Source organism: Streptomyces sp. NPDC051909 (genome assembly GCF_040681095.1).
In the GTDB taxonomy this organism is placed as follows: domain Bacteria; phylum Actinomycetota; class Actinomycetes; order Streptomycetales; family Streptomycetaceae; genus Streptomyces.
This window is the reverse complement of the sequence record NZ_JBFAYA010000012.1, coordinates 1-18,828: the sequence shown is the minus strand read 5'-3', so window position 1 is coordinate 18,828 and position 18,828 is coordinate 1. Positions and strand designations below refer to the sequence as shown.

The window sequence follows — 18,828 nt, the reverse complement described above, 5'->3', positions numbered from 1 at the left end:
CCCATGACCCGTTACGCCGCACCCGGCACCGAGGGTTCGCCGATGTCGTACGCGAGCCGCTACGACCACTGGATCGGCGGGGAGTACGTGGCCCCGGCGGGCGGCCGGTACTTCGAGAACCCGAGCCCGGTCGACGGCCGGCCGTTCACGGAGGTGGCGCGCGGCACCGCCGAGGACGTGGAGCGCGCCCTGGACGCGGCTCACGCGGCGGCTCCGGCCTGGGGGCGCACGGCGCCGGCCGACCGGGCACAGGTGCTGCTGCGGATCGCCGACCGGATGGAGGCCTCATTGGAGGCGCTGGCGGTCGCGGAGAGCTGGGAGAACGGCAAGCCGGTACGGGAGACCCTGGCCGCCGACATCCCCCTCGCGATCGACCACTTCCGCTACTTCGCGGGGGCGCTGCGCGCGCAGGAGGGCGCGCTGAGCCAGATCGACGAGGACACCGTGGCGTACCACTTCCACGAGCCGCTGGGCGTGGTCGGGCAGATCATCCCGTGGAACTTCCCGATCCTGATGGCGGTGTGGAAGCTGGCGCCGGCGCTCGCGGCGGGCAACTCGGTCGTCCTCAAGCCGGCCGAACAGACCCCGGTCTCCATCCACTACTGGATGAGCCTGGTGGCCGATCTGCTGCCGCCGGGCGTGGTCAACATCGTCAACGGCTTCGGCGAGGAGGCCGGCAAGCCGCTCGCCTCCTCCCCGCGGGTCGCGAAGATCGCCTTCACCGGCGAGACGACCACGGGACGCCTGATCATGGAGTACGCGGCGCAGAACCTGAAGCCGGTCACCCTGGAGCTGGGCGGCAAGTCGCCGAACATCTTCTTCGACGACGTGTCGGCGGCGGACGACGACTTCTTCGACAAGGCCCTCGAAGGCTTCACCATGTTCGCCCTCAACCAGGGCGAGGTCTGCACCTGCCCCTCCCGCGCCCTCGTCCAGCGCGGCCACTACCACGACTTCCTCCAGGCGGCGATCACCCGCACGGAGGCCATCGTCCCCGGCCACCCCCTGGACACCGACACCATGATCGGCGCCCAGGCCTCCGCCGACCAGCTCGCCAAGATCCTCTCCTACCTGGAGATCGGCCGGCAGGAGGGCGCCAAGATCCTGACGGGCGGTCAGCGCGTAGAGCACGGCGGCGACCTGGCGGGCGGCTTCTACGTCCAGCCCACCATCTTCGAGGGCGACAACCGCATGCGCGTCTTCCAGGAGGAGATCTTCGGCCCCGTCGTCGCCGTCACCTCCTTCACCGACCTCGACGACGCCGTCCGCACCGCCAACGACACCCTCTACGGCCTCGGCGCCGGCGTCTGGACCCGCGACGCCACCACCGCCTACCGCGCGGGCCGCGCGATCCAGGCGGGCCGCGTCTGGACGAACTGTTACCACGCGTATCCGGCGCATGCCGCCTTCGGCGGGTACAAGCAGTCGGGGGTGGGCCGGGAGACCCACAAGATGATGCTGGAGCACTACCAGCAGACGAAGAATCTGCTGGTGAGCTACTCGCCGAAGAGGCTCGGGTTCTTCTGAGCGTCTTCCGTGAGGCGCCCCGACGGCTCTGGGGGCAGCCGAGATCGTGAGCCACAGGGCGGTTCTGCAGTTGAGTTCGTTCACACAGAGGGCAGAAACCAGGCTCGCGTCAGCTGTCATGGGAGGGGCGGGGCACCCCCTGCCCGAGGCGACTCAGTGGATCAGTCTCGGTGCTTCCGCTTCCTCGCCGTCCTGCCCATCGCCCGCAGCCGCCTCGCGAGACGAGGCGCCGGTTTGGCGGCATTGACGAGTGCGGCCGCGATGACGAAGGCGAACACCAGGAAGGCCGTCGCCCAGAGGCTGCGGCGATGTTGAGCAGGGCCGTACCCACGACGCCACCGAGCAGGACGAGCGCCGGCAGCGCGAGGGCGGCGTAGCCGTTGTCCGTGTCGAGCAGAGCGAGCACCGCCATGCCAGCGGTTGTGATGGCCAGGACGCACGGATGCGGCCTGACGGTCAGGTAGCCGCCGGTCCTCAACCGTACAACCACGCCGCTCGACCTCACGGCGACGACATCGGCTTCCGCAGTGAGTTCGAACTCCCTCGGCAGCAGGTCCACGGCGTGCCCCCGAGGGTCGGTGAATCCCTCTCCTCCAGGAGATCCACGCGCCTGCCGGCCCTCGCCTCCGGCCGGACGAGGTCAGAGGTCGACGCCGGTCACCTCGAAGGACTGGACCGACCGGGCCGGGAACCACGACCAGAAGCGCCGACCGTGGAGGAACGTGTCCTGGTGGTGGGCGTACCGTTCGGATCCTGCCGTGGCCGTCATCCAGCGGTCCACAAGTGCGCCGTCCGTGGCCGCGGTGGTGAATCGCGAAAGGTCGAAGTCCAGGTACCGGTCCGTGTCGTGGTTCGCGGCGACGATCACCAGCTTGCGTGCGGCGGAGTCGTACCCGGCGACCACGTCCGGGGTACCGGTGTCGAGGATCCTCATGCCCGGACGGATGTGCCGGGTGTACTGCGCGAGGACGTAGTACTTCGTGTTGACGAGGCCAAGTCGGTTGTCGACGAGTTCGATCGGGCCCCAGCCGCCGCCGTTGCTGTTGTCGACGACCTGCCAGTACACCCACGCCGTGGGGTGCAGCCACCGCATGTCGAGGCCGAGGTTGCGGGCGATCGTCATCCCGCTGCCGTCGACGTCGGTGTACTCCGACATCCAGATCCGCTTGCCGGCGGCCGCAGCCGCGTCGTAGAGCAGGTCGCGGCGGGTGTCGGCGCGGTAGCCGTGGACGTTGATCCGCCCGACCGTCTGGCGGGTAGCGGGGTCGAAGCGGTTCCAGGTGTCGAGTGCGTAGTCGTAGCCGTTCTCGTCCATGGCGGGGATCTCCACCCACGCCAGGCCGCGGGCGTCGAGCTGGGCTCGGGTCTCGGCGATGAGCCGGACCTGCTGCTCCGGGGTGTAGAAGCAGCCCTCCTGGCCGCGTCCTTCCTGGGGCGTCCACGGCAGACAGGGCTCGTTCACGGGCTGGACGGATCGGAAGTCGATGCCCCAGTGGTCGTGGGCGTAGCGCGCGACGGTCGCCAGATAGGCGGCGTGACGGCCGAAGTTGCTGTCCTGGAGGTTGCAGTGCCAGGGCGTTTCGCTGCCGCGCGGGTCGTCGTTTTCGAGCATCCACCACATCGGCGAGTTCGAGAACATCTCGAAGGTGTCGGCGCCCCGGTCCCGCGCCAGCCACATCATGTCGCGCTGGTTGGCGTCGGCGTACCAGTCCCAGCTGGACGAGGACGGGTCGCTGCTGAACCAGTCCAGCTGGTAGCCCTCCAGCGCCTTGTATCCGGCGGTGCTCGGTTCGGGCCGCATCGCACGGCCGTCGATGGCGTGGGTGCTGGAACCGCCCACGTTGTAGCGGACGATGTTCAGGCCGAGCCCCGGCAGGGTCTGACCGAGCAGCTGCACCGACCCCCGGCCGAAGAGGGCATCGGCCACGGCCGAGTCCGGGCCGACCGCCTTGGCCCACCAGCTCAGCGACGTGCCCCAGCCCTCCCACGTCCCACGGTTCGCCGTGGGGTCGACGACGGTCGCACCGTCCGCCCGCGCGGTGCCGGCGCCGAGCCCCACGACCGCGGCCCCGGCTGGCAGGGCCGCCATGCCGCGAAGAAGACTCCGTCGATCCATCGTTTACGTCCCCCTGCCCCCAGCGCCCCTGTGCGGGACGCGACCGCATCAGTCTGAACCCTTGCACCAAGATCGGCAAGCGGCTTCGCGCCCTTCGGCCGAGCCGTGAGGCGCGGCGCCGACCTGCGCATTCACTGCTCCAAGGTCGTACATCTCGTTCCTGACGCATGGTCACATAGCAGTCACCAGCCGCTGTTACCGTGTCCCGATCATTGCCCGGGTTTGAAAGGTGCATGGTGAGACGTTCCATAGGGCGGGGGCTCGCAGCCGCGCTCGCCGCCACTGTGTTGGTGGTTCGGGACGACGCGGCCGCGCACCCCTGGAAGGAGGCACCGAAGGTCATCTGGCCCACGGCGGGACGTCGACGGTGTACTGCTCGCGGTGAGCCGCCCCGACGGCGCCGGGTCCCTCGACGGGCTCGAAGTGTCCCTGGACTACGCGTCGTTCCGTGGAGCCTACGGCGGCGACTGGGCGGCCCGGCTGCGACTGGTGCAGCTGCCCGGCTGCGCCCTGACGACGCCGGGCAAGGCGGAGTGCCAGCGCCGGCGCCCGCTCGTCGACCACAACGACACCGAGAAGCGTCGCGTGTCGGCGAAGCTCGGGAAGACCGCGTCCACCGGCGCGGGCACGCTCCGGGCGATGTCCGGGGACGGCGGGACGACCGTTCTGGCCCTCACCGCAGGCTCCGAAGGCTCCTCGGGCGACTACAAGGCCAGTCCACTGCAGGCCTCCGGTTCCTGGAGCGCGGGCGGTTCGACCGGCGCGCTCAGCTGGAACTACCCCATCGCGGTTCCGGCCGTGCCAGGCGGGCTCGAGCCGGGCGTCGCGCTGGGCTACAACTCCCAGTCCGTGGACGGGCGTACGGCGGCGTCCAACAACCAGCCGAGCTGGCTCGGAGACGGCTGGGCGTACGAGCCCGGCTTCATCGAGCGCCGCTGCGTCTCCTGCGAGGACGACAAGACCGACGGGACGAACACCGCCAAGGAGTTCGACCAGTGCTGGTACAGCGACAACGCCACGCTGTCACTGGGCGGCAAGGCGACCGAGCTGGTCCACGACCCCGTCAAGGGGTGGCACCCCGAGGTGGACTCGGGCGAGAAGGTCGAGAAGCTGACCGGCGCCCAGAACGGCGACGACGACGGTGAGCACCGGAAGATCACCACGACCGACGGCACCCAGTACTTCTTCGGCCTCAACCGGCTCCCGGGCTGGAGCGACCACGGGAATGCCGACGACGACCCGGTGACCGAGTCGACCTGGACGGTGCCTGTGTTCGGCAACCAGTCCGGGGAGCCGTGCCACCGCCCGAGCGTCGCCGACGGCTGGTGCCCGCAGGCCTGGCGCTGGCAGCTCGACTACGTCGTCGACGTACACGGCAACGCCATGGCGTACTACTGGAAGACCGAGCGGAACAACTATGCCCGGGCGTACGACGCGTCCACCGGTAAGGGCACCCCGACGTCCTACGTGCGGGGCGGCTGGCAGGACCGTCCTGTTCGGCGCTCCGCGCGGTGCCCAGCCGACCATGTGATGGCTCAGGCTGAGGAGTACGCCGCCTATTACCAGGGCAATCCCAACGTGCGCGTGATCTACCCGGCGGGTGACTTCGACTCACGCAGACTGGCCCCGCCCGTCCGCAAGGGCATGGCCAAGCCCGGCCCGCCCATGAAGGGTCCCAAGGTGCGTGTGGTGCCCCTGTTGGGCCCCATTGTTACCACGGTGCAGGCACCAGGCTACGTCATGGACTACGGCTGGAAGCGCGGTGACGCCGGTCACGGGCGGCGTCACCACCCCGGCGTCAGCTCAGCGGCCCGGGCGGTCGGTCCTCGACAGCACACCGGTGATGGTGTCCGAGAAGGGCTCCCGCCGCGTGCGCGGGAGCGGCACCTCCACCAACCGCCCGTCGTGCAACATCCACAACCCGAAACAGTCGTCATCCTCGTCCCGGAGCAAGACCTGCACCGACCAGGGGTCGGGCCACGGCAACGACTCCAGGTGCGACAGGAGTCCGCGCCAGTTGCTGCGGATGAACTGGACGACCCAGGCATAGCACTCGTCCGACGGCATCGCCTCCCCGGCGAAGACGTTGTCGCGGATCTTCGTGAAGCACTGGTGCCACTCCCGGTCCTCGTCGCGCCGGGTGAGCGGCTCCATCACCTCCTCGGCTCCACGTGCCAGAACGATGACCTCGGTGTATCTGCTCATGCGATCAAGTATCCCGCCAGGCCGCGGCCCTGGGATCCGGCCCTCGGGCTCGACCTCGGCCCCGGCCCGGCGGCGGCCACCAAAAGGGAGGAAAGAAGCGTGTCATCAAGCATGTCCACCCCGGGCGGCAAGGGCCGCTGGAGACGGGTGATGTGTCCGGCGACGGTCGTCGCCGTGGCGGTCGCTCTGTGCTCCGCCGGAGCGATCGTGCCGCCGACGGCGTCCGCGGCTCTGCCGTCGGTCGCCGTGACCGGCGACGACGGCCGTGTGAGCCCGGAGGACAAGGCGCTCAATGAAGCCAAGGCGAGCGGGAATCCGGTGGAGCTGGTGACGGCCCGCACCGAGCTCTCCGACACCTGGGTGAACCCGGACGGGACGTTCACCGCCAAGCGGTTCGGCACCGTCGTGCGGGTCCTGTGTGACGGCGGGTGGGTGCCCACCGATCCGACGCTGGAGTTCGCCGCCGACGGTTCGGTGCGGCCCCGTGCCACGTCGGTGGCGGTGTCGTTCTCCGGCGGCGGCACCGGTCCCATCCTGACGGGCGTGAAGGACGGCCGTACGCTGTAGCTGTCCTGGCCGACCGCACTGCCGAAGCCCACCCTGAACGGCAATGTGGCGACCTACGCCGAGGTGCTGCCCGGCGTCGATCTCCAACTCAAGGCCGAGGTCGAGGGCTTCTCTCAGCTGATCGTGGTCAAGACCCCGGAGGCGGCGGCCGATCCTCGGCTCGCGACGCTGAAGTACACGATGGCCACGGTGGGCGTGACGGTCACCACCGATCCCGAGACGGGCGCGGTCACCGCGAGCGACCCGGCCGGGCAGACGGTGTTCACCAGTCCCTCTCCGGTCATGTGGGACTCCACGACCGCCACGGACACCACCGCCACCGCCACCGGCTCCGCTTCGGACTCCTCCACGGCGGTCTCCTCCGCCCCGATGGTCCGCGCGGCCTTCTTCAGCGAGGCGGACACCACAGCGTCGGCATCCGAGACCGAGCCCGAGCCCGCGCCGGACAGCGACTTCGAGCAGCCGGCGGGTGCCAAGGAAGCCGTGATGGCGACTACGGTGAGCGGCAACAGCCTCCAGATCACCCCCGACCGCGAGCTGCTGACGGCGCCCGACACCACGTATCCGGTGTACATCGACCCGTCCTGGGCCCGGGGCGGGCGCAACAACCGGACCCGGGTCTACAAGAAGTACCCGAGCAACAGCTACTGGAACTCCAACGAGGTGGCCCGCGTCGGCTACGAACGCGAGACCAACGGACTGTCACGGTCGTTCTTCGAGATGGACACCTCGAACGTGCGCGGCGCCCAGGTGACCAGCTCGACGTTCCGACGCGACCCAGAGATCATTTACGGGACGGCCCTTAGTCCAGCCCCGAATCAGTCACGGACCAGACTCCCGCCCGAGGTGAGCCAGGCGGCAATCCTTTGACAGGTGCAGTGACACGGCGAGCGGGGACGGCTCAGGTCTCTGTCGCGCTTCCCCTTCCGCCTCGCTCGCCGCTGCGCCGAGCGGCAGGGTGGGGCTGTCCGCGGGCGGAGCCCATCGACAGTTCGTACAGAGCCGCACGGCGCCTCTGACCGAAATCACTGCCCACGGTTGGGTCCATCGATCCGCCAGCCTTCGACTCCGGCACCGGGTAGATCGCCTGGCGGCGGAGCTAGAGACGACACTCCGGGGGAACAGATCGAGGAGTGGCCCGTCAACGAGAACTCGTCAGCACGCTCGGACGCGGGTGGTAGTGCCGGAGCTGGCGCTTTGACGTCCAGGACCGTGTCGCTGCCTGGTTCACTGTCGCCATCCTCGCCGGCGAGGCCGCGGCACCGGTGCAGGGCCTGTGGACCGGTGCGGTCGCGCAGGTCGTCTGCGAGACCGGCCGGCCTGTCAAGGACTGCAGGGTACAGACCACCGATGGCATCTCCCTGGCACTCCAGGCTTTCAGAGGCTTCCGCGGCAGTCGGGAACGACCTTGAACAGGCTCTCCGGCGGCTGAGGAACAGCCCGGTCGGTTCCGACATCGCCGCTCTCCAGCTGAACGCAAGACCGGTGTCCTGCCGAGTCCGTCCCTGGCGTCGGTGACGCCGTCTCCACCGAACGGCCACAGGTGATCGGCGCCGGTCTCTCCCGGTCAGCCGGCGGAGCCGGCCGCCGCGAGGTCGAGGGCAATGTCCGTGATCATGTCCTCCTGGCCGCCGACCATCTTGCGCCGGCCGACCTCGACGAGGATCGCGCGGGTGTCGAGGCCGTGCCGGCGAGCGGCGGCTTCGGCGTGGCGCAGGAAGCTGGAGAACACGCCCGCGTAGCCGAGGGTGAGGGTCTCGCGGTCGACGCGGTTCTCACGATCCTGCAGGGGGCGCACGACGTCGTCGGCGGCGGGCGATGCCCAGGAGGGGCGCCCGGATCCGGGCCCGGATCTCCTGGCGGCGCCTTCGGGCCGGGGTGCGGGGTCGATGAGATGCGGGCGTCGTGCCCTCCGGGCAGAGTGGGGAAGGACCTGTTCGTACCGAGGTGGTCCCCCTTGGTCCCGCGTGCTGGAGACCGGGACGAAGCGATGCGAGGATTGTCGTGATGTCGGAGTGATCGATGTTCCGCAGACGGCCGGCCGACAACAGCGAGGACCTTCTGGTCCGGCTCGGGTCGCTGACCGCCAGGGCCCGGGAGTTGGCCGAGACGCAGCGTTCCCGTGTCGAGCTCGCCGTGGCCCTGCAGCGCGGCATGCTGCCCTCGGACCTGCCCAGCTTTCCGGGCGCCCGGCTGGCCGTCCGCTATGAGCCCGCCAACCACGGGCTCAACGTCGGCGGTGACTGGTACGACGCCTTCTCCCTGCCCGGCGGGCAGATCGGCATGTCCATCGGTGACGTGCAGGGGCACAACATCGAGGCCGCCGCCTTCATGGGGCAGGTCCGCGTGGCACTGCGCGCGCTGGCCTCCGTCACCGGAGACCCGGGAGAGCTGCTCGGTCGCACCAACGACCTGCTGATCTCTCTGGGCGCCGACCTCTTCGCCACCTGCACCTTCCTGCGGCTCGACCCCGCTGCCGGCACCCTGGAGTGTGCCCGGGCCGGTCACATCCCTTACATCTGGGCCACCACCGACGGCCGCTCCGGCATCGACGACAGCGAGGGCGGGCCTCCGCTCGGTGTGCTCCGCGACGTCGACTACCCGGCCACGCGCCACCGGCTCACCGCCGACGGTGTCTTCGTCCTCCTGACCGACGGGGTGGTGGAGGGGCCCTCGCTCCACGTCGACGAGGGTCTGGACCGGGTGACGCGGCTCGCCGGGATCACCGCCGTCGCCGGGCTGGACGTCGACGCGCTCGCCACCGCCGTCATGAAGCTGGCGGCCACGGTGGGGCACGAGGACGACGCAGCCGTCCTGGTCGTCGGCCATGACGGCGGTCCGGCCCGGTCGACAGTCGAGGGGTGACGGGGGCTCGCCCCGGGTCGGCCCGCCCCGGTTCGGGCCAGACCCCGGGCCGGTCCGGCTCCACCAGCGGCTCCGGACTCCAGCCGGTCCGGACTCGTGCCGGACAGCGACGCCCGACACGCAGGGGTTCTTGCCCGGTCGTGGCGGCCCGGCCGGTGTCTGATGGCTGGCGTGTTGGTTATTCGGCAGTTCCGGCCCTTTACCGAGGCGGCGCTGATTTCGCTGGCTGTGGCGGTCTGCTACTACGCGGCCGGACGGCTCGGCCTGCTGGGCCGCCTCGTCGTCGGCGGCGTGGTGGCCACCCCCATCTGGCCGCCCACCGGCGTCGCAGTCGCCGCCCTGCTGCTGTTCGGCGCGCGGGTCTGGCCCGGGATCGCCCTCGGCTCCTTCCTCGTCATCGCCTCCCTCACCACCCCTGGGCCCACCACAGTGGTCACCGTGGTGAGCAACACCGTCGCGCCGCTCTGCGCCTTCCTGCTGCTGAGACGGGTCGGCTTCCGGCTTGACATGGCGCGGCTGCGGGACGGAGTCTCGCTGGTCTTCCTCGGCGGGTTCGGCGCCATGCTGATCAGCGCGACCGCGGGGGTCGGACTGCAGGTGGTGACAGGCTCCCTGGACAAGAGCGAGTTCTGGGCCGTGTGGCTGGCCTGGTGGGCGGGCGACACGATGGGGGTTCTGCTCGTCGCTCCGCTCCTGCTCGTACTCGCGGGGCCGGCCGGACGGTTCCGGGTACGGCGCTGGAAGGAGGCGGCCTTTCTGGGTCTGACGACCCTGGTTCTCGTCCCCCTGGCCGTGCTCAGTCCGATGGGCCTGCTCTTCCTCGTCTTCCCCCTGCTGGTCTGGGCAGCGCTCCGCTTCCAGCTCGCCGGCAGCGTGCTGTGCGCGCTCTTCGCGTCCGTACTCGCCACCTTCGTGGCAACCTCCGACCAGGGTGCGTTCTTCCGCCTGTCGGACGTCGAGATCATGGTCAAGCTCCAGACGTTCAACGGTTCCGCCGCCCTGACCGCTCTGCTCCTCGCCTCCGTCATCACCGAGCAGCGTGCGACCCGCCGTTCGGTGCGCCGCGCCTGCGAGGAACTGGCGGAGGTCCTGGAGCACCTCGGGGCCGGCGAGCCCTCGCCGGGTCCGCCCGCCGGGCCCGCGCCCGAGCCCACCGAGAGCCGGGCAGCCCCACCCGGCGGACACGGCGATCCGTGACCCTCCGCGTCCGCGACAGATCCGTTCGACGGTGGCTGCGGCGCTCGGAGCCGGGCCGTTAGTCCGGGGGGCGAGGGGCGGGGCGATCACTGACGTCGGGTGGGCGGCGGCCGAACAGAAGCGGCGTCGGAGCCGGTGTCGGGGCGGGAACGGGGATCAGAATCCCTGGTCGTCCGGCCACCGGCCGACGCGCCCCGGCGGGGCCTCCAGGTCGTGCACCTGCTCGACGACCCGTACCGCGCGGTGCTGTCCTCCGGACATCCGCTCGCCCTCAAGCGCGTGCTCGACCTCACCGATCTCGCCGGTGAACCCTGGGTCCGAAGCGAGCCCCCCGGCCCCTGCCTCGCCCCGGTCACCGACGCCTGCGCCGCGGCAGGCTTCAGCCCTGACTTCGCGGCCACGTCGCAGGACTACGCCACCGCACAGGGCTTCGTCGCCGCCGGTCTCGGCGTCAGCCTCGTCCCCCAGCTCGGACTGAGCGCCCGTCACCCCGGCGTCGCGGTCCGCCGCGTCAGGCACCCCGAGCCGGTCAGGGCGATCCACGCCGTGATCCGGGCCGGTTCCCTGGAACAGCCCGTCCTGCGCACGCTCCTCGACGCCTTCCGCGAGTCGGCCGGGGTAGGACGACCGACGCCGGAGGCCGAAGGACGCGTGGCCCCGCGCACCCGGAGCAGCAGCTGAAGCGAAGCGGTGCGACGCCGGGTGCGGGGCACCGGTTGTCGGAGGCTCTTCCCAGACTCTGATTCGTCATGACGGGCATCGAGAGGATTACGAGCGGTGGGAAGGGCTCTCCCAGGAGCGGCTGGGCGGATTCCCGGCTCCTGAGGACGTACGCATCCTGGCCACGGCACAGTGGGCGGGACGCGGGACGAGGGCGGCGACTCTACGGGTACCGGCTGCACCCGCAGCAACGGCTGGACAGGCAGCCGCCTCCGGTCGTCAAGGTCGGGCGAAACCTCTCCACGTCGGCTGCATCGTGGCGCAGCTCGCCCTCGCGATGGATCTTCTCGCCGTGTCGTTCGGCGTGATCTTGCTGGTGGACGTCTACGGATTCAGTACCCAGGTCGCCTTCCTCGTCCTCTTCCCCATGGGCATCGGGCTCTCACCGGCACCGTGCTCGGCGGCTTCCTCGCCGGCTGGAGGGGTCCGCCGCGACCCGCACAACGGTCTCGTGGCCATTCTCCCGCCCTGACCATGACCACAGGACAGTCACGGACAGCAGGACCGCCCCGCAGGTGATCGACCCACCAGATCCGGCGGCGGCGGTGCCGGGCCACCCAGGGCAGGAACCTTCGGGGAGTACGAAGAACAGATGGACGCGGAGCGATGAGTTTCCGGTGCCCCGGCGGTCCGCCCTGCATGGACAACGCATCACGCATGGCACCGATCGACCTGGGGGCGGCCGCGGAGCGCGTCGCCCGGCTCGCCGAGGGCATCGACGACGAGCGGCTCGACGACCCGACGCCCTGCCCCGAGTACGCGGTACGGGAGCTACTCGCTCATGTCGCCGGGCTGAGCGTCGCCTTCCGCGACGCGGCCCGCAAGCAGTTCGGGCCGACGACCGGCACACCGCCCGGCTCATCCCGTCCGGTACTGGCGGACGACTGGCGGACGGCCCTGCCGAAGGCGCTGAACGAGCTGGCGGCCGCCTGGCGGGAGCCGGAGGCATGGGAGGGGAACACGCAGGCGGGCGGCGTCGACCTGCCGGCCGCCGTCATGGGCCGGGTCGCGCTCGACGAACTGCTGATCCACGGCTGGGACCTGGCGCGGGCGAGCGGCCAGAGCTACGAGGTGAGTGAGGAGGAGCTCCGGGTCTCCGAGGGTCTGCTGACTCCGGCTGATGACGCTTCCGGCGAGGGATTCTTCGGGCCGGTCGTCGCGGTACCGGACGGCGCGCCCCTGCTGGACCGCGTGATCGGCCTCAGCGGCCGCCGTCCCGACTGGCCCCGGCCCCAGGGGCGCTGACCCGCAGGGTTGCTGACGGGACCGGGTCTTGATCACGCGAAGACCTCCGGTGCGGTGGAGGCGTCCAGGACCGCACCGCACGGAGGTCTTCGTATCTCACCGTGATGCGCGCCCACTCAGCCACGGCAGGCGGCTGCTGGTGGAACGTGGCTGCTGCGGCCGCCCCCGACGCACACGTCGCCGCCGAGCTGGGCCGCGACGCCGGCAGCCGCGCGGGTCCACCGCCTCCATGCACGGCGCCGACCGGCACCTCGGGTCAGCGCACACGCTGACCCGAGGTGCCGGTCGGGCGGACGTCAGCCCTGGCAGACGCCGCGCGTGTAGTCGTACGTCGCCGTCGCCTGCGAGTACTTCCACTGCGGCGCGAGCAGCCCGTCCGCCAGCTGGCGCGCGGCAGCGGGGCTCTCGATCACGTAGCCGAAGTCCTGGAGCCAGGAGGGGTACAGGTTCTTCGAGCCGATGTAGAAGGCCGAGTCGTCCACCGAGACCAGCTTGTGGTGCTGGGCGTACGGCTTGCCGTCCGCCCACGTCGGCTTGTCCGAGGCGCGGAAGGTCGCGAGCTGCAGGTTCCGGCACATCGCGGCCCTTGCCTTCGGCACGTCACCGGTCAGGGCAGTGAGGCGGCCGCGCAGGGCGTCGCTCACCTCGGACAGCGACTTGATCTGCGAGTAGCCGCCGCTGCCGATGGTGCCCCGGTTGGCCGGGTCGCTGACGACGATGCGCACCTTCACACCGGCGGCGAGTTTCGCGGCGAGTGTGTCGTAGAGCCGGATGTCGTAGCGGGGCAGCGGCGGGCAGGTCGCGTTCAGGTCCTGCTGCGAGATCTCGACGTGCTCGGTCGCGCTCGCGACCAGTGCCCGCAGGGCGCTCTCCTCCGGGTTGACCGTGTCGTAGTCGCGGTCGGAGTTGGTGTGGTCACGCACACCGAATCCACAGGTGGTGTCGGCGGCCTTCGGCAGGACGGGCTGGAACGACGAGGACGGGTCGCTCTGCCGGATCCCGACGCCGAGGCCGCCCACCGCGAGGGCGGGAATGTCACCGTCGGCGGACGGGGCGGCAGGCCGGGGCAGGGTGGGCAGGCAGCCCGCACCGTTGGAGGAGGCGAACCAGACGGCGGTCCACTCGCTCTTGTTGCGACAGGTCCAGTCCCACAGCGTGTCGAGGTAGCGACCGGCGGAGCCCGCCGCCGGGCCGGACAGCGCGAGGTCGACGTCGTTCACCGGGTGGGTGGTGTCGAGGTAGTCGTCCTTCCAGCTGTTGATGCCGCCGGTGATCACCGAGTTCCCGTCCACCACGACCAGCTTGGAGTGGTTCCAGGAGAAGGCGGTCCTCGACGTCGTCGTCGAGGCCACGTTGAGGGTGACGCTCGCGGCCGCCGAGCCGAGCCTGTTCACCAGCTCGTCGCGGTAGGAGGACGGGATGACGTTGGCGTGGTAGACCGGCGCGGCGCCGACGAGGATGCGGACCTGGAGGCGGTTGCCCTTCTCCGTCGCCTCCTTCAGGCCGGCCACGATCGCGTCCTGGAAGCCGCCGTTGGGGAACGGGGCCAGCGTGGATATGTCCACGCTCTGCCGGGCGTTCGCGATGTCCTCGCGCACCTTCTCCAGCAGGCGTCGGGAGCCGGCACGGTCGCCGCAGGTGGGATCGCCCCAGCAGCCGGGGGTCTGGAGCAGCCAGTCGGAGGCGCCGGGGTCGGAGGAACCCAGCCGGTTCCCCGACGTGCGCTCCCACACGGAGCCCTCCAGGCCGGGAGAGACCTGGCGCAGGGACTGCTCCACCGCGTCCAGGTGCGGGGTCGGAGCGTCGGCGAACGCTGGGGCGGCGGACAGCAGAAGGGTGGAGAGGGCGAGCGGAAGGGCCGTCGTACGGATGGTGCGGGCCAATGTGGTTCCTTGCTTGGGGGGGGTGGCTCGGGCCAACGGCTCCGCGAACGGGGCGTCGACCTTGATCAACTCCCGAAAGTTACCAACACGTATCTCCTGGTTCACCCCAACCACGCTGCTTTCGGCCGTAATCGCGCCCTGCACCGTCGTAGAGGCTTCCCCACCATGGCCCGGTCGTGGCCCGACCGGTGCGCGGCCGTCGAAGCCGGTCTCCGGGGTGCCCGTGGTCCGGCAAGGCGCGGACGAACTTCTCCTCGGTCACCCGCAGCCGGGTGAACAGGGCCGGGTCGAGCGGGACCTGGCTGGTCACGGAAGCCGTGACGGTGCGGCGGCCGTCGGGGGTGGCTGCGGCGGACCGGGTACAGCCGGGCGTGTTGCCGGTGTGGCCGCGGACGAGGCCGCACCGGGTGGTGCAAAGGCCGAGCGGCCGGTACACCAGGTCGCGCAGCAGCGACTCGTGCGGACGCCCCCTGGGCCTGTTCGGCCATCAACACGACCGCGAAGTCGTCCGAATTCGATCAGCCGTGGCGACTGCCGGGCGGGAAAGCGAGGTCCTGGTCGGCGACGAACTCCAGCAGCCGGCGGGAGTGGAAGTGGTGGCGGGGGTCGGCGCGGACGATGTCCTGGAACGGCTGGCTCCGGCTGCAGTCGGGCAGGCCGCTGGTGCGCCGGAGGAGCTGTCGCAGCGTCACCGCATGCCAGACGGCGGGAAGGTGGGGCAGCCGTTCGCCGATCCTGTCGCCGAGGGCCAGGGCACGCCGATCCACCAGGCTGAGGGCCACCGTCCCGCTGAACGCCTTCGAGGGCTGGTGTGACGGTCGCGAACGCATCGGCCAGGGTGCGGCGGGCATTTCCTGGTGTGCGCTCCCACCGCTGGTCGATGTATTCGTGAACGAGGTCGTACCAGGTGGTGCGCTGCCTGATCGCCCGAAGTTCGGAGGCCGGCAGGCCGGTTGCCTCGTCGAAGGACTCGCCCTCGCGTGCTGCAGTAAGCAGCTTCGCGTGCCTGCTCGCAGCGAGCGCGTAGGCGGCGAACGACTCGGACCACTCGCGCCCACTGACGGTCCACCTGACCTGGAATCGACTCCACATGCCTCCCACCAGGCATCCAAATCTGGAGGGCGGCACCTGAGTTCACCGTTCGACAGCTTGATCATTCGCGCCGGCAGCGGCGGCTGGTACTGCAGCCGCAGGTGCCGTGGTCCGCGACTACCCGGCCAATCGGGCCAGCCTGTCAACCTGCTGGATCAGGTTGTTGCTGCACACGCTCGAACCGGACCGGCGCCACAGATGGTGCGGAGATCGTGTCGCCTTCAGCGAGCCCTTGGGGGTCCTCGTAGTCGGCGGGTAGCACGATCAACATCGTGTGAGGGCGCGGCAGCCACCCAACCTCTTGAGGTGGATCGCAGTGCTCGATGTCGATTACCCGTACCAACTGCTCGGGAATACCCACGCCACAGCTGTCACCCGCAGATAGCGTCCAGGGGGCGGGATCGGTCTGGAAGAGGCTGAGCCGAGACTCGGAGGAGCCTTGCCTGCGCGGGATGGCGTACTGGCCGTTCCACTGGATTTCAGAGTCAGGGTCGATCTGTTCCCATGGCCAGGCAATGGACACGTGCCACTCTGAGATCTCGACCACCCGTGTGGGAGTGAAGGCACAGCTGACACGCAGGATGTCGCCCACCTTGATCGTCTCGTCGTTCATGATCGCCCTGCCACTCCTTGCCGCGCGTGAACTGCACGGTAGCGCGCGGTTGGCGTGAAGCGGCTTCGGGGTGGGAGATCACAGGCCCCATTCTGTAGACGCAGTTACGCACGATCTCCGCCAGGGGTGTGTCGAACGGCGCGTGCACCACCTCATACGCCCGCTCGCCGGTCGCTGGGTGGCGGCGGATCAACAGCGAGACCGCGAAGCCGTCGGCGGCCTCGCGGTTTGGCAGCGGTAGGAGGGCCCAGGCGTACTCGGGCAGCCCGTGGGCGCCGTCGCCCGCCGAGCGAATCTCCCCAGACCTGCTCGGGCAGGATCGCCGCCAGCGTGCGGGCGTTCTGCCCGCGCGGCCCGAGCCGGTGCTTGTAGCCGATGGCCGGCACATACGCCAGCCACCGACTGGTCAGCCAGGACCTGAGGGCGGGGGTTGTCGCCGTAGACCTCGTCTCCGGCCACCCAGCGAAATGGCACACCAGCCGCCACCGCCCGCTCAAGCATCGCCTTGGCCAGGGCGGGCTTGGTGGCGAACACGATGTCCTCGCCGATCCACGCGTCCGCCCGGCGCTCGTACAGCTCGCGGTCGATCAACGCACGGCCGTGTCCGGCTCAACAAGCGTCCGACCCGACGGTCGCAACAACTGCGGCTGCAGTACTAGTGTCCTGAGTCGGAAGTTCTTCGGTAGATCTCTGCTTCGATCGACCAGTGGTCATGCCCGCTTCCAACGAGGTTGGAGCTCGACTTGGAACCGTCGGTCCAGAGTCCGGGGGCTGGGAGAACTACCTAAGAATCTCCGACTCAGGACACTAGGCGGTCTCGCCGGTGATCTGCTTGTGCTGTCCGATCTCGATCTTGCGGCGCTTGGCTTCCTCCGTTTTCGGAATGCGAACGGTGAGCACGCCGTCGCTCAGGTCGGCGTCGATGTCGTCGCTGTCGATCGCCGACGGGAGTGTGGTGCGGTAGGCGAACTTCCCGCTGCGGCGGCTCAGCACCTTGCCCGGCCGCTCCTCGGTCAGCTCGCCGCTGATGTGCAGTTCGCTGCCGTCGAGCTCGATGTTCAGGTTCTCGGCCGGTATACCGGGCAGCTCGGCCCGCACGATGTACGCGTTCTCCTCTTCCTCCTCCTCGACCATGGGTGTCCAGGCGTCGGGCCCGGCCGCGGGAACCGCTGCCCGTTCCAGGAGCCTGCCCATCTGGCTCCACATGTCCTCGAATTCGCTGAACGGATCCCAGGACCCCCACATCGGACCGCGCCGCTGCGGAGAGCTACCACGGCGAATCGGCAGGGCCATGAGAGACCTCCCATCTGTTCCCCGATGCATCCCTCACGCAGGCGAATATCCCGCAACGGCCCTTCCAAACGGACAGCTGGCATGCCCACGGCTGTGCGGGGAAAGCGCCGGATAGGACGTCCTGGTTCGACGTGCCTCGGCGATGGTTGGGAGGCCGACGATGGCTCGGTCGGTAGGTATCGATCTGGGAACGACGAATTCGGTGGTCTCCGTCCTGGAGGGCGGTGAGCCGACGGTCGTCGCGAACGCGGAGGGCACGCGGACCACACCGTCCGTGGTCGCCTTCGCCAAGGGCGGTGACGTGCTCGTCGGTGAGCTGGCCAAGCGGCAGGCGGTCACGAACGTGGATCGCACCGTGCGGTCGGTCAAACGGCACATGGGCGAGGCGGACTGGCGGTTCCCCGCGGGTGGCGAGGTCGACGGCAAGCGGTACACCGCGCAGGAGATCTCCGCGCGCGTGCTGCAGAAGCTGAAGCGGGACGCTGCGTCCTACCTGGGCGAGGACGTCAATGACGCTGTCGTCACCGTGCCCGCGTACTTCAACGACTCTCAGCGGACGGCCACGAAGGAGGCGGGCGAGATCGCCGGGCTCAACGTCCTGCGCATCGTCAACGAGCCCACCGCGGCCGCGCTGGCGTACGGCCTGGACAAGGAGAACGACCAGACGGTCCTCGTCTTCGACCTCGGTGGCGGCACCTTCGACGTGTCCCTCCTGGAGATCGGCGAGGGCGTCGTGGAGGTCAAAGCCACGAACGGCGACACGCATCTCGGTGGTGACGACTGGGACCAGCGGATCGTCGATCATCTGGTGAAGCAGTTCAAGAACGGCTACGGCGTGGACCTGTCCAAGGACAAGATGGCGGTGCAGCGTCTGCGTGAGGCCGCGGAGAAGGCGAAGATCGAGCTGTCGTCGGCGACGGAGACGTCCATCAACCTGCCGTACATCACGGCCTCGGCCGAGGGGCCGCTGCACCTGGAGGAGAAGCTGACCCGGGCGCAGTTCGAGAAGATCACCGAAGACCTGCTTCAGCGCTGCAAGACGCCGTTCCACCAGGCGGTCGACGACGCGGGCATCAAGGTCGCCGACATTGATCACGTCATCCTGGTCGGCGGGTCGACCCGGATGCCCGCGGTGACAGCTCTGGTGAGGTCGCTGACGGGCAAGGACCCGCACAAGGGTGTGAACCCGGACGAGGTCGTCGCCGTCGGGGCGGCCCTGCAGGCCGGTGTCCTCAAGGGCGAGGTCAAGGACGTCCTGCTGCTCGACGTCACCCCGCTGTCCCTCGGCATCGAGACCAAGGGCGGCATCATGACCAAGCTGATCGAGCGCAACACCACGATCCCGACCCGGCGCTCGGAGGTCTTCACCACCGCCGAGGACAACCAGCCGTCGGTCACCGTTCAGGTCTTCCAGGGCGAGCGCGAGATCGCGGCGTACAACAAGAAGCTCGGCATGTTCGAGCTGACCGGCCTCCCGCCGGCCCCGCGCGGCGTCCCGCAGATCG

Annotated in this window: 13 protein-coding genes and 3 pseudogenes; 9 read left to right on the top strand and 7 right to left on the bottom strand. The window is 69.8% G+C overall.

Annotation, left to right across the window (positions count from 1 at the left end):
* Positions 1 to 3: 3 nt before the first annotated feature.
* Entirely contained in the window at positions 4 to 1,527 is a 1,524-nt protein-coding gene (locus AB0M18_RS20095) for an aldehyde dehydrogenase family protein (protein ID WP_365759778.1), read from the top strand.
* 640 nt (positions 1,528 to 2,167) lie between these two features.
* Here AB0M18_RS20095 and AB0M18_RS20090 read toward each other — a convergent pair.
* Positions 2,168 to 3,616, bottom strand: a complete 1,449-nt coding sequence (locus tag AB0M18_RS20090) for a glycoside hydrolase (RefSeq protein ID WP_365759776.1) — start codon at positions 3,614 to 3,616, stop codon at positions 2,168 to 2,170.
* A 408-nt stretch (positions 3,617 to 4,024) separates the two neighbouring features.
* On the opposite strand from AB0M18_RS20090, the gene AB0M18_RS20085 reads away from it, so the two are divergent.
* Positions 4,025 to 6,415, top strand: a complete 2,391-nt coding sequence (locus AB0M18_RS20085; RefSeq protein WP_365759774.1) for a hypothetical protein — start codon at positions 4,025 to 4,027, stop codon at positions 6,413 to 6,415.
* A gap of 45 nt (positions 6,416 to 6,460) precedes the next feature.
* Positions 6,461 to 7,285: a hypothetical protein gene (locus tag AB0M18_RS20080; protein ID WP_365759772.1), complete on the top strand. Its 825-nt coding sequence runs from the start codon at positions 6,461 to 6,463 to the stop codon at positions 7,283 to 7,285.
* 697 nt (positions 7,286 to 7,982) lie between these two features.
* Here AB0M18_RS20080 and AB0M18_RS20075 read toward each other — a convergent pair.
* Positions 7,983 to 8,228, bottom strand: a pseudogene (locus AB0M18_RS20075) (4-hydroxy-2-oxovalerate aldolase); the annotation flags it as partial.
* 209 nt (positions 8,229 to 8,437) lie between these two features.
* Between AB0M18_RS20075 and AB0M18_RS20070 the strand changes: the two are divergent.
* From AB0M18_RS20070 to AB0M18_RS20050, 5 genes are all read left to right on the top strand, one after another.
* On the top strand, positions 8,438 to 9,280 hold the full coding sequence (locus tag AB0M18_RS20070; protein WP_365759770.1) for a PP2C family protein-serine/threonine phosphatase: 843 nt from the start codon (positions 8,438 to 8,440) through the stop codon (positions 9,278 to 9,280).
* Between the two features lie 162 nt (positions 9,281 to 9,442).
* Complete coding sequence (locus AB0M18_RS20065; protein WP_365759768.1) at positions 9,443 to 10,477, top strand: MASE1 domain-containing protein; 1,035 nt, start codon at positions 9,443 to 9,445, stop codon at positions 10,475 to 10,477.
* A gap of 99 nt (positions 10,478 to 10,576) precedes the next feature.
* Complete coding sequence (locus tag AB0M18_RS20060; RefSeq protein ID WP_365759766.1) at positions 10,577 to 11,158, top strand: LysR substrate-binding domain-containing protein; 582 nt, start codon at positions 10,577 to 10,579, stop codon at positions 11,156 to 11,158.
* Between the two features lie 295 nt (positions 11,159 to 11,453).
* Positions 11,454 to 11,669: a hypothetical protein gene (locus AB0M18_RS20055; protein WP_365759764.1), complete on the top strand. Its 216-nt coding sequence runs from the start codon at positions 11,454 to 11,456 to the stop codon at positions 11,667 to 11,669.
* A 185-nt stretch (positions 11,670 to 11,854) separates the two neighbouring features.
* Positions 11,855 to 12,442: a TIGR03086 family metal-binding protein gene (locus tag AB0M18_RS20050; RefSeq protein WP_365759762.1), complete on the top strand. Its 588-nt coding sequence runs from the start codon at positions 11,855 to 11,857 to the stop codon at positions 12,440 to 12,442.
* Positions 12,443 to 12,738: 296 nt separating this feature from the next.
* Here AB0M18_RS20050 and AB0M18_RS20045 read toward each other — a convergent pair whose 3' ends face one another.
* The 5 genes and pseudogenes from AB0M18_RS20045 to AB0M18_RS20025 all read right to left on the bottom strand — a co-directional run bounded on the left by AB0M18_RS20045 (position 12,739) and on the right by AB0M18_RS20025 (position 17,323).
* Entirely contained in the window at positions 12,739 to 14,325 is a 1,587-nt protein-coding gene (locus AB0M18_RS20045; RefSeq protein WP_365759760.1) for a phospholipase D-like domain-containing protein, read from the bottom strand.
* 232 nt (positions 14,326 to 14,557) lie between these two features.
* A pseudogene (locus AB0M18_RS20040) lies at positions 14,558 to 15,128 on the bottom strand (serine hydrolase domain-containing protein); the annotation flags it as partial.
* Between the two features lie 431 nt (positions 15,129 to 15,559).
* Positions 15,560 to 16,030, bottom strand: coding sequence for a hypothetical protein (locus tag AB0M18_RS20035; RefSeq protein WP_365759758.1), 471 nt, complete (start codon positions 16,028 to 16,030; stop codon positions 15,560 to 15,562).
* Between the two features lie 189 nt (positions 16,031 to 16,219).
* Positions 16,220 to 16,600 (bottom strand): annotated as a pseudogene (locus AB0M18_RS20030) (transposase); the annotation flags it as partial.
* 237 nt (positions 16,601 to 16,837) lie between these two features.
* Entirely contained in the window at positions 16,838 to 17,323 is a 486-nt protein-coding gene (locus AB0M18_RS20025; protein WP_365759756.1) for an Hsp20/alpha crystallin family protein, read from the bottom strand.
* Between the two features lie 160 nt (positions 17,324 to 17,483).
* Between AB0M18_RS20025 and dnaK the strand changes: the two genes are divergently transcribed.
* On the top strand, positions 17,484 to 18,828 hold a 1,345-nt coding region (dnaK, locus tag AB0M18_RS20020; protein WP_365759754.1), incomplete at its 3' end, for a molecular chaperone DnaK.